The 11,218-nt window shown below is 63.6% G+C and carries 8 protein-coding genes; 6 read left to right on the top strand and 2 right to left on the bottom strand.

Annotation, left to right across the window (positions count from 1 at the left end):
- The first annotated feature begins 43 nt into the window (after positions 1–43).
- Positions 44–1,711: a hypothetical protein gene (locus OO12_RS17260; protein WP_034159967.1), complete on the top strand. Its 1,668-nt coding sequence runs from the start codon at positions 44–46 to the stop codon at positions 1,709–1,711.
- A gap of 612 nt (positions 1,712–2,323) precedes the next feature.
- Here the strand turns inward: OO12_RS17260 and OO12_RS17255 are convergent.
- Positions 2,324–3,520, bottom strand: coding sequence for a hypothetical protein (locus OO12_RS17255; protein ID WP_235364847.1), 1,197 nt, complete (start codon positions 3,518–3,520; stop codon positions 2,324–2,326).
- Positions 3,521–3,664: 144 nt separating this feature from the next.
- Here OO12_RS17255 and OO12_RS17250 point away from each other — a divergent pair, with 144 nt between their 5' ends.
- On the top strand, positions 3,665–4,843 hold the full coding sequence (locus OO12_RS17250) for a glycosyltransferase family 4 protein (RefSeq protein WP_034159965.1): 1,179 nt from the start codon (positions 3,665–3,667) through the stop codon (positions 4,841–4,843).
- Here the strand turns inward: OO12_RS17250 and OO12_RS17245 are convergent.
- The gene (locus tag OO12_RS17245; protein ID WP_034159964.1) at positions 4,785–5,549 is read right to left on the bottom strand and encodes a hypothetical protein; all 765 of its coding nucleotides are present in this window, start codon (positions 5,547–5,549) and stop codon (positions 4,785–4,787) included. The genes OO12_RS17250 and OO12_RS17245 overlap by 59 nt on opposite strands.
- 85 nt (positions 5,550–5,634) lie before the next feature.
- On the opposite strand from OO12_RS17245, the gene OO12_RS27030 reads away from it, so the two are divergent.
- From OO12_RS27030 to OO12_RS17225, 4 genes are all read left to right on the top strand, one after another.
- A complete protein-coding gene (locus tag OO12_RS27030) occupies positions 5,635–6,315 on the top strand; it encodes a class I SAM-dependent methyltransferase (RefSeq protein WP_052215995.1) in 681 nt (226 codons plus the stop codon).
- A gap of 5 nt (positions 6,316–6,320) precedes the next feature.
- The gene (locus OO12_RS27025; RefSeq protein WP_052215994.1) at positions 6,321–8,441 is read left to right on the top strand and encodes a GNAT family N-acetyltransferase; all 2,121 of its coding nucleotides are present in this window, start codon (positions 6,321–6,323) and stop codon (positions 8,439–8,441) included.
- Entirely contained in the window at positions 8,438–9,298 is an 861-nt protein-coding gene (locus OO12_RS17230) for a glucosamine inositolphosphorylceramide transferase family protein (protein WP_034159963.1), read from the top strand. Before OO12_RS27025 ends, OO12_RS17230 begins: the two co-directional genes overlap by 4 nt.
- A 149-nt stretch (positions 9,299–9,447) precedes the next feature.
- Positions 9,448–11,139 carry a hypothetical protein gene (locus OO12_RS17225; RefSeq protein WP_052215993.1) on the top strand — a complete coding sequence of 564 codons (1,692 nt, stop codon included), beginning with the start codon at positions 9,448–9,450 and terminating at the stop codon, positions 11,137–11,139.
- The last annotated feature ends 79 nt before the right edge of the window (positions 11,140–11,218 follow it).

The raw sequence follows: 11,218 nt of genomic DNA, 5'->3' as shown, positions 1-11,218 counted from the left end.
CGATTACCCTAAGAGACAGCATTTTTATTATGGGGAGCGATATATGATAAGCAGATCATGGAAAATCATCCTTGGAGCGTCGCTGACGCTCGTCGGAGCGGGATGTTCAGAAAAACCAAAGCTTGCCGTTCTGGACGGCCCAGCCCCGCTGTGCGCGCTGACTCAGGCTGAATTCAATGGCTGGAAAGCTGCGGGCGGAGCGGCGGGCTTCGCCGCGCCGAACAGCACGATCTTCAAATCGACCGACGACTGTTCTTTCTACAAATGGTCGTCGCAGATGTTCCTGTGGCTGACCAGCCCGGATGCCACCGGGACCATGAACATGTTCTCGCCGACATTTTACACGGCCGTCGAATCCGTCGAGACGGGCAAGTTTGCGCTCGTCCGCAATCCCGGCGGCACGGTCAACGCACTCAAGTCCGGGAAACCAGTGACAATCAGCTTCCGGGCCCGCGTCAACAAGCCGGTGGTGCTGCGGACGCACACGCCCGCGCAGCTCGCCGCCGCGCTCGGCAACCCTAACAACAAGAGCAATGATTCGACCGGCCAGGCCGGCGGCGGCGTGCTCGTGCTCGATGGCAAGTCAGTCCCGGTCCCGGGCAAGGCGGGTTTCGCAACCTATCCGGTCGCCTATTATGCGATCCAGGTAAACGACGTGTTCGCCGGACTGCAGGCCAACCAGGCCAATGTTTCCTATTATCAGAGCGGCGCCAGCGCGGGCGACTTCCCGACCACGCTGCCCCAGGGCCAGCAGATCCAGACCGCGGCCGGCACCACCTATCCGGACGTCAACCAGCTCGCGCTTGAGGTAAAGAGCTCCTGGGTCGATACGGCTTATCTGACCACGGAACAGGCGGCTGGGTTGACCACCATCCAGGGCCAGGTTCCCGCCTTTAAGGAGATCAAGGACAAGAAGGGCAATCTGGCGCTGATCTGGGACGGCAAGACGATGGCGACCCGCACTTTGGCGATGGTCGGCATCCATGTGACCGGCACCGTCGCAGGCCATCCGGAAATGATCTGGGCGACCTTCGAGACGGATTTCAACGCGCCCGACAATAGCTATTCTTACATCAACGCGAGCTTCGACCCGAAGACCAACACGTGCAAGACCGGCACCTGCCTCAACACCATTCCCTTTGCGACCAGCAGTTCCACGCCGTCCATCTTCTATAACGGCCAGTCCGGCGCTTCGGCACCGCCAACGACGGTCGCCGAGACCGCAACGTCAAGCGACTTCAATACCGCGATCAATTCGACCAGCCCCGCGCTCGTCGCCACCAATGTGGTGCGCTACAATCCATGGGGTAACCAGCAACCGGCAACGCCGTCGCTGACCGATCCGGTGGTGCGCAACAACACGATGCTGTTGTCGCTCAAGCAGACGCTCAGCAGCCAGCTCACGGCGCTGGGCGGACAGAGTGCGATCTACGCCAATTATTTCCAGGTCGGCAGCCTGTGGACCAATGGCGTGATTCCTCCAGCGAGCGGGAGCAAGCAGTTCGGCTCGTTATACCTGGCGAACACCACGATGGAGACGTTCCAGCAGGTGTCGCCGCAGAACAGCGACCCGGAAGCGACGGCGGCGAACTGCTTCAGCTGCCATGGCAACTTCGCCAATGTGGGAACCGGCGTGAGCCATGTGTTCCCCAACGTCGCCACGTCGACGGCGAACCGGCCGGCGGCAAAGCCGACCCCGGCGACGAAATGAGCTGATCCATCGCGTCCCTTTCCGCCTGCCGGCGGGAAGGGACGACAGCCATATCAACTCACGCTTTACCAGAGCATTTCGTGCTGGGCTGATCCAGTCAAAGGCGATTCAATAGAACCGCGCAGCGGCGCATCGTGACGGTCGGACGAGACGCCAGCCAGGCGCTCCTATCCCGCTCTTTCACATGGCCGCGAAGCGTCGGGCGCACCGCCCCTGTTTCGATCGAAACGGCCCCTGTTATTGCCCCTGTTCCGCCCTGTTTTCATAACAGGGGCGGATCCATCCATCTTGCTGAAAACAGGCGCATAATCCGGCTTCCGGCTTCCGGCTTCCGGCTTCCGGCTTCCGGCTTCCGGCTTCCGGCTTCCGGCTTCCGGCTTCCGGCTTCCGGCTTCCGGCTTCCGGCTTCCGGCTTCCGGCTTCCGGCTTCCGGCTTCCGGCTTCCGGCTTCCGGCTTCCGGCTTCCGGCTTCCGGCTTCCGGCTTCCGGCTTCCGGCTTCCGGCTTCTACATAACAGGGACGAAAAATACAATGCTAAAAACAGGGAATAACAGGGGTTAACAGAGCCAAGAGGCCGATGGCGTCTGTCGATCGCCCCGGATCGAAAACGCTCTAGAATCGGATCGCCTGTCGGTGAAAGGCACGCGCGTTCAGCGGGTCGCCGCCCTGCGCGAAATAGCGCTCGCGATAATCACCCGCGGTGATCGCGTTGACGCTGCTGTTGCTATGATCCGATCCGTAGAGAAAGATCCCGGGCGCCCGGTCGGCGAGCCGCGCGATCCAGTCGTCATAGATTCGCCGCTTCTCGTCCAGGCTGTGGTGCGCCGCGCTATAGATGGTGCAAAAGGCGTTGCTCCACCAGATCGCACTACCAGGCTCATCCTTGATGCGTGCGAGCAGCACATCAGGCTCAAGGATATTGCACGCCAGATAGTCGCGCTCGATCGTCTGGAAGCGCCGCCAATGCGCCGCGAATTTTTCCGCTCCGCCCCAACGCACCAGTTCTGCCGCCCAGAGGCGATCGAGTTCGGCCCAATCCATGTTGTCGGGCGTTGCGCCCGGCCAGAGATAATAATGCGTGCGGTCGCGCCGCTCGAACAACGTGCGCAGGTAACGCGGATAGTCATGTCCGTCCCACTCGGCGTCGAGCCGGCGCCGGAAGTCCAGCGCGTCGGCGCTGTAATCGAAGAACACCACCCGGCTGTCCGCGCCGATCCCGTGAGTCTCGAGGATGCGGTTGGGCTTCAATCCTGCGGCGACACAATAAAGCGTCGAGACGGGCGCCGCGAACCCGGGCGGCGGCGTGGCAACATCGTCATAGGATTCATAGTTGAGCACGAAGACGCCGCGCGCCGCCTTGTCGCACATCTCGTCGAGAAACGCCTGGAACGGCGCAACGGTGGCCAGATCGCTTCCCAGATCGATCAGATGCCCCTCAAGCGCGGGACCGAACGGCACCGGTGCCGAAACCATCGGCTCACCCGCTTGCGACCAGGCGGCAAGATCGACAAGCAGGCAACGACCGGGAATGCCCGCGAAGACGAAGTCATGGGCGTCGACCCACGCCTCAAGCGCATCAAAAAAGCCCCGCGCCTTGCCACCGTCCGGGCCCGCATGCTCGGCGACGATATGCCCATAGCCCTGAACCAGACAATAACGACTTCCGTTCGCTCGTGCACGTGCCAGAATGCGGGAGGGATCTATATCCTCCACGATCTCGCCGAAATAATGCCAGCGCAACCAGGCTACCGTAAGATCTCGCGCACGCCCCATCGCCGTCCCGGGATCCGCTTTTTCACGATTCCCCAATAATCCGCAGATAATATCGAGCACCCGTACTTCCCCCCGCTGGTCGATAAGTAATAAGCCACCGTGAATAACCAGTCCATCTCCCGGGACGGAAAGTCAAAACAAGTCTTGACCGCGGATCGCGACGCAGCGCCTATATAATCGATGAGCGCGCGCATTCTTCTGCTTCAGGACGCAGTCTACCTGCCGTCGTTCGGCGGCGGCAACAAGGCCAACCGGCTTCTGCTCGCGGAACTGGCCCGGCGTGGATTCGAATGCCGCGTGGTGTCGCGCAGCCCCGGCGAGCGCCGGCTGCTTGCGCATGAATTCGGCGCACAGGGACTCGCCGCGCGCGGCGTCTCGATCGGGGATGATGGCAGCTATCACCATCAGGGCATCCACATCCTTCCGCTCGACTTCGCGGCACCCGCCGCCGCTGCGCGGATCGAAGCGCTGATCCGCGATTTCGACCCCGACTGGATCCTCGCCTCCGATGATCGTCCGGCACTGTTTCTCGACATCGCACTGCGCCATGCGTCCGAGCGAGTGATCGCGCTGGTCCATACTCACTTCCACTTGCCGTTCGGCCCCGAGGCCGACCGGCTCGATCAGGTACAGCATGAACGGCTGCGTCAGGTCCGCAGCGTGGTGGCGGTCAGCGAATACAGCCGCACCTATTTGCGCGACCATGGCGGAATCGACTCCACGCTGCTGCGCTTCCCGGTGTTCGGCCATGCCCCGCTCGCGTCAATCGAACCGCCCGGGGACGGGTTCGTTGCGATGATCAATCCGTGCCTCGCCAAGGGGCTGCCGATCTTCCTCGCGCTCGCCGAGCGCTTCCCCGATATTCCCTTCGCCGCAGTGCCGACCTGGGGCGGGGACCCGGCCGTGCTCGACACGCTGGCGCAGTTGCCCAATGTCATGCTGCTCGACCCCGTCGATGATATTGGCACGCTGCTCACCCGGGTCCGCGTGCTGCTGGCGCCCTCACTTGTGCCGGAGACCTTGGGCTATGTGGCGATCGACGCGATGCTGCGCGGCATTCCCGTCCTTGCCGGCAATCTCGGTGGTCAGCCGGAAGCCAAGCTCGGCGTCGATCATGTCCTGCCCGTGACGCCGCTCGATCGCTCCGAACCCCAGCCGATCGAAGCCTGGCACGTGGCGCTGGAGACGCTGCTGACCGATGCGCGGGCCTATCGTCGCTTGTCGGAACAGTCGCGCGACGCGGCACACCGCTTCCTTCCCGAGACCGATGCGGGGCATTTCATCCGCCACCTGGATTCACTCAGCGGCCGGCCGCGTGAAGTTCAGCCTCCAGATCACTACCCTGCAGCGCCCGGCTGAGGTCGTCGAAATTCGCCACCGTCTCACGCAGCGAACCGGGCGTCAGCTTCCAGGTCCGCCCCTGCGGAAGCGCGGGTGCACCCTCGACGCCCAGCAGCGCCAGCGCGGGATCAATGCCGCCCGGCGTGAACAGATCCTCATACCGCAGCAGAATATGGCCCTGCCCGGTCTCGGCAAGCGCCTGCTCGGTTTCGTGGTAGAAGCGCGTGTGCAGCGCGATGTTCTCGAACAGTTCGTCGCGATCCACCTCTACTTTGGGGCGGGGTGCCGGCGCGCCGCGATCATCATACACCACCCATTCGCCGGTCTGCCGCGCAAGCAGCAGCGAGACGAATGCTTTCACCCGATTTCGCCGCTTGAGCAGGATCTTGCGTACCGACACGTCAGCGAGCACCGCCCGCCAGGCGGCCTCATGCTGCCACAGGCACAGCTTGAACCCCACAGCGGCATGGCCGAGGTCGGTTCTCCACACGCGGTCAAGGAACGCGTCCGGGTCGCGCTCTCGCTCTTCAATCGTGCCGAGCCGGAAATCGCTCTCCTGAAGATGCCGCGCCACGCCGACCACGTGCGGATTGAATATTTCATGATGGCAAAGAATGTCGGGGTGCGAATCAAGCACGGTGCACAGGTAATTGCTGCCTGTTCGCGTGGCATGCAGGATGACGAACCGAACCGCGGCCTTGAGTTCCGTCATCATCCATTCCATGAATGCCAGTGTCGCCGAAGCCTAGCCGGTTCGCGCGACAATTCTAGTCTTGTCCTCGTCCAGCTGAAAGGAAAGTACTTCCGAGATGATGCAAGACGAGCATTATGCGCCCGCCAGCGTGTGGGATGCGAAATTCCGCGCGATCCTGGCCGTCGGCGAGCCCGACCAGTCGCGCCAGTGGCTCGACCCTTTTCTGCCGCTGCTCGCCGAGCGCGGGTGTCATCAGGTGCTCGATCTCGGCTGCGGCACCGGTTATGACGCGCTTGCGCTGGCACGGCGCGGGTTCGCGGTCGAGGGCATCGATTATTCTCAGGTCGCGATAGACGAGGCGCTGCGGATGGCGACAGAAGCAGCGCTCGCGGTCGGCTTCCGCCAGGGCGATATCGGCGCGCATTTGCCCTATGCCGATCACAGCTTCGACGCCGTGATCAGCAACCTCGTGCTCCACAGCTTCGCCGATGCTGAGTTGCGCCGCGTGATCGCCGAGGTCGATCGTTGCCTGCGTCCCGGCGGCTTGTTCGCCTTCCACGCCAATTCGACCGAGGATCGCGACCTGCGTGTCGCCTTCCAGCCGCCCGAGCGCCAGTTGGGTCCGCGTTCCTATGTCCTTGCCGGTGGGCAGACGATGCATTTCCTGACACGCGAGAATTGCGAAACGCTGCTCGCCGAATGGGAGCCGATCCTGCTTGAGCCCGCCACCAGCCTCGACGGCGAGGGCCGGCCAATCAAGCATGTGTGGCGTTGCGCCGTAGGCAAGCGGCACTGAATCACGTGACCGTCCACACCGTTGCGATTGTCGATCCGTACGATGCCGGCACGATGCTCGCACCCGCGTTCGCCGAGCACGGCGTCGCCGCGGTGATGGTGGGAAGCACGCTCGACATCCCGGACAGCGAGGCGGTGTCGTTCGATCCCGCGAGCTTTGCCCGGCTATTACCCTGGTCCGAGGACCCGGAGACCATCGTCGCTATGCTGCGCGATCTCGGCGTGGACCAGGTAATCGCGGGCTCGGAACGCGGCGTCGAGCTTGCGGATCGGCTCGCCGGGGCGCTCGGGCTCTCCGGCAACGGCACGGGCTTGAGCGTGGCGCGGCGCGACAAGCTGCACATGATCGAGACGGCTGCGGCGTACGGCATCCGCACGCCGCGCCAGATCGCAGCGGACAGTCTCGACGCGATCCTCGCCTGGATCGACACTGACGGCGGCTGGCCGGCGATCCTCAAGCCACGGCGCGCCAAGGGGTCGGAAGGCGTACGGCTATGCACGACCCGCGACGAGGCGGCGCAGGCTTTCGCTGCGATCCACGGCGTCATCGACCGGCTCGGCTCGGCCAACGCCACCGTACTCGCCCAGCAATTCCTGATCGGGCGCGAGTATGTGATCGACACCGTCAGCCTCGACGGGCGCCACCGGCTCGCGGCATTATGGGCCTATGGCAAGCCGCCGCCTGCCTTCGCGAGCGTCGGACTGCTTGCGACCAAGCAACTCCTGCCCGCCAAGGGCCCGCTTGCCGAAACGCTCTTTGGCTTTGCCGTGGATGTGCTCGAGGCACTCGGAATTCAACACGGCGCTGGCCATTGCGAAGTGATCGTCGACGCCGAGGGGCCAGCGCTGGTGGAGATTGGCGCGCGGCTCCATGGTGGCCCGCCTGCGCATCTGATGTGCCGCGCGGCGACCGGCACCAGCCAGCTCGACCTGCTGATACAATCATATGTTGCCCCGGAGACCTTCCGCGCGACCGCCCCGACCCGCTACACGCTGAATGGCGGTGCGGCGATGGCGCTGCTGCGCGACGATGACCTACGCGGCATGATCGAGACGCTGCCCTCGGCACAACGTGTCGTCTGGAACGCTACCGTCGGCGCACCGCAACCGCCAGTGGCGGGACTTGCTACCTTGATCCACCCGGACGCAATGGAGGTCGCGGCGGACCTTGAGATCGTCACCGGCGGAATCTCCTGTGGACTGGTCACCGAGCATGCGGCGATCGAAGCGATAGCACCGGAGTGGCGCGCGCTGCTCGAACATTCAAGCGCCAACCGCGCCTTTGGCGGACCCTGCTGGTATCGCGCGGCGCTCGACACAGCTTCCGATCTTTCCCCGGCGCTGGTCACCGCCTCGCGCGACGGCCGGCTCGTGGGCGTGCTGCCGCTTGCCTGGGACGCCGCACGCAAGACCGCGTGCTTCACCACATTGCTCAGCGACTATAATGACGCGATCGTCGCTTTGGGCGACCTGGCGGCGGCGCGCGCGCTGATGCGGTTCGCCCGCCGCCACTTTCCGGCGATCGAGCTTGGCTGCGTCCGCCCCGATGCCGACTGCATCCGCGCGGAGCGCATGACCGCGCTCGTCGAGAAGAAGTTCCCCTGCCCCTTCGCCGATCTATCGGCGGGATACGAGGCATGGCTCGCCTCGCGCTCTCCCCGCTTTCGCCACGACCTTGCGCAATTCGAGCGCCGCGCAGCACGCAGCGGTCTCGCCGTAGCCCGGTTAGCCCCTGGCACCCCCGACGTCGCTGCGCTTTTCCTTGGCTTCCACCGTGACCGTTTCGGCGAGCGCAGCCTGTTCGCCCGGGACGGCGCCGCGGCCGCCTTCGTCCGGCAAGTGCTCCCGGACCTGCTCGATAACGGCAGCGCGCTCATTTTCGCGCTCCGAGTGAAGGATCGGATCGTCGGCCTGAACCTGTGTATGCGCGGCGCGGACAGCCTGGGCTATTGGAATGCTGGCTTCGAGTCCGCCTTCGCGCCTTTCTCCCCCGGAACGCTGATGATCCACGCAGCCTTGCGCGAAGCCTGCGCACTCGGACTCGCCGAGCTCGACTTTCTGCGTGGGGCAGAGCTCTATAAAACGCGCTGGTGCACGGGCTTGCGCGAGATTGGTCGGCTGGCATGATTCCGCTACCTCCGGATCCCTGGTCGATCGGCCTTTATGCCGGCCCCGATCCGCTCCACCTCGCGCCGATCCCGGGCCTCGCCGGTCCGATCATGACGCGTGAGCTGGTCACCGATGTACCCGCTGCGTTCGTCGCCGATCCGTTCCTGCTGCCCCATGGCGGCGAATGGCATTTATTCTTCGAAATACTCAATCGCGAAAATGGGCTCGGCGAGATCGGTTGGGCGAGCAGCCCCGACGCGCGTGCCTGGACCTATCGCGGCGTCGTGCTGCACGAACGCTTCCATCTCTCCTATCCGCATGTCTTCATCCATGAAGGCGTGGTCTTCATGACTCCCGAGACGCTCGGCGCGGGCGCCGTCCGCCTCTATCGCGCCGATCCTTTTCCCACTCGCTGGATCCATGTCGCCGATCTGGTCACGGGCGCGCTCGCCGACCCCACGCCGTTCCGTTTCGAGCAGCGGTGGTGGATGTTCGCTTGCCCCACGCCGTCCAGCCATGATGCGCTCGCGCTCTTCTCGGCCGATGCGCTCCACGGCCCATGGACCGAGCATTCCGCCAGTCCGCTAATCGTCAACGACAAAAGCCGCGCACGGCCCGGTGGCCGTGTCGTTCTGCCCGACGGCCGGCCGATCCGTTTCGCCCAGGATTGCGGTCCGCGCTACGGCAGCGGTGTGCGCGCCTTCGCGATCACTGAGCTGACGGGCGACACTTATGCCGAGCGCGAATGCTCCGAAAACCCGGTTCTCGGCCCAGCAGGGTCGGGCTGGAACGGCAAGGGAATGCATCACATCGACGCCTGGTGCCTGCCTGACGGACGATGGATTGCAGCGGTGGACGGAATACCACCGAAATGAAGCTAAAATAACTCACAATTAGATCGCTGTTTTTCTATAGTAGCGTGGAATCCATATTGCGATTCCCTGCGCAGATTTACTTTACGCAATCCTTAGTATGCGTAGTCGTGGAAAGAGATTTATCGAGATCTTATAACAGGAGGCCGCCCATGAAGATCGTGTCTTTCCTACTGCTCGGAAGCGCGCTCACCGCGTTCGCCGCAGTCGCGACATTCAGCCAAGGCAGTACGGCGCCATCCCCGCCGCCCTTCGGCCCCTCCATAACGCCCGGCCGGACGCTCAGCACGTCCGACATGCTCAACACCCAGCCATTGATCCCGGCCGATATCTACCGCACCCCCAACAACACAGTGGGTCACGGGGATCTCGCCACCTTCGCATGGCTTTCATTCATTTCGGCGGTATCGCCCGCGGCGTCCGGCAGCCGCGGCGTTCCCGGCGGCAACTTTGCGAGCTCGGGCACGAGCACCGCCGGCCCGCTGGTCTGGGAAACATATCAGCACCGCACCGAGTTGCTGCCATGTGCCGTTTCCAAGGGCAATGCCGTGCCCGCCCCGCCTCAGCCCTGGGGCGCACCGCCCACTTATGTCACCACCAAGCAGGGATCATCGAACCCTCAGATATGCAGCTCCATCACCTTGCCCGGTGGACGCCCGCTGCCTTACAATAATCTCGATGAGGCCAACCAGATCGGCCAGAACAGCCTTTTCTATCCGGCAAGTCCAGCTAATCCAGCGGCTCGGAACCCAGCCACCGACCCGCAGATATTGTTCGAGGCACGCGCCAATCAGATCGAATCCAACTGGGTTGCGGCCAATTACAAGTCGCTGATGCCTAAATTCCCGATATTCCATTTCACACCCGCAATCACGCTTCCCACCGGCACGGTCGAAGTGAAGGCCGCATGGCGGCCGCTCTCGTCGATCCCGCAGAGCCAGTGGTATCGCTATCACACCGCGACGGTGCTCACCTATCGCGGCACGGACACTAAACTGGTTCCAACGACCGAGACCTATGCGCTGATCGCGCTCCATCTCATCCACAAGACACCCAATTATCCGGCGTTCATCTTCGCCACGTTCGAACAGGTCGACGATCTCAATAATGAGGCGACCGGCCAGCCAACCGGCGTTTATTATGTGCCGTCATACAATAAGGTCGCCTACACCACGCCGCCCACCACCACCTTTCCGCCGAGCGGGCGGACGGTGAACAATCCGAATATCGGCTTCTCGACCAGCCAGCCCACCGCCAAGCCCTATGGCGGCGGCACGGTGAAACTGCCGCTGGGCGCCGCCGCCAACTTCCTTGGCGCCAAGGTGGTCGGCGGGCTCGTCACCATTCCCGTCACCCAGCCGGTGCCGCCGGTGCCCGAAGTGTCGACGGTCAATCAGCAGGCGCTGACGGCGATGCGCGGCATTCCGGGCTTCGGCAGGAACTTCGTCTGGCAATATTACCGGCTCGCCGGCGTTCAGGCGATTCCGACCAACGATGAGACGACCAAGGACTTCTACCTCGCCAACATCGTCGTCGAGAGCAGCCAGCCGGGCATCCAGCTGTTCCGCGGCTTCCCGCCGATCAATGGCAGCTTGCCCAACGCAACGCTCGGCAACGTCCGCAACCAGGTCAACGTCATCGATTATCATTTCAATGGGGGATCGCTCAATTCGATGGGCGGGTGCCAGGGCTGCCACGGTATCGCCCAAACGCGGGACGGGTTCGACTTCAGTTTCCTGTTCTTCGGCGCGGGCGGCGGCGGCTTCTCGCCCGAAGCCGTCGGCATCGTCCCGCCGGCAGCCGGCCAGGCACGACTGCGGGCGAAGAAATACGCGACGCGATAGCGAAGCACGGGGGAGCGTGACGGCTCCCCCGAACTACCGGCCAGTCCTTTTATCCGACAAGTGGAGATTGTGTAACGAT

This window comes from Sphingomonas sp. ERG5, from assembly GCF_000803065.1.
In the GTDB taxonomy this organism is placed as follows: Bacteria; Pseudomonadota; Alphaproteobacteria; order Sphingomonadales; family Sphingomonadaceae; genus Sphingomonas.
The sequence above is the reverse complement of the archived record's forward strand: the minus strand, read 5'-3'. Positions and strand labels throughout refer to the sequence as shown.

Excerpts from the sequence above, each read along its gene's own strand:
- OO12_RS17260 (WP_034159967.1), top strand. The coding sequence starts at position 44 with ATGATAAGCAGATCATGGAAAATCATCCTTGGAGCGTCGCTGACGCTC.
- OO12_RS17250 (WP_034159965.1), top strand. The coding sequence starts at position 3,665 with ATGAGCGCGCGCATTCTTCTGCTTCAGGACGCAGTCTACCTGCCGTCG.
- OO12_RS17245 (WP_034159964.1), bottom strand. The coding sequence starts at position 5,549 with ATGGAATGGATGATGACGGAACTCAAGGCCGCGGTTCGGTTCGTCATC.
- OO12_RS27030 (WP_052215995.1), top strand. The coding sequence starts at position 5,635 with ATGATGCAAGACGAGCATTATGCGCCCGCCAGCGTGTGGGATGCGAAA.
- OO12_RS17230 (WP_034159963.1), top strand. The coding sequence starts at position 8,438 with ATGATTCCGCTACCTCCGGATCCCTGGTCGATCGGCCTTTATGCCGGC.
- OO12_RS17225 (WP_052215993.1), top strand. The coding sequence starts at position 9,448 with ATGAAGATCGTGTCTTTCCTACTGCTCGGAAGCGCGCTCACCGCGTTC.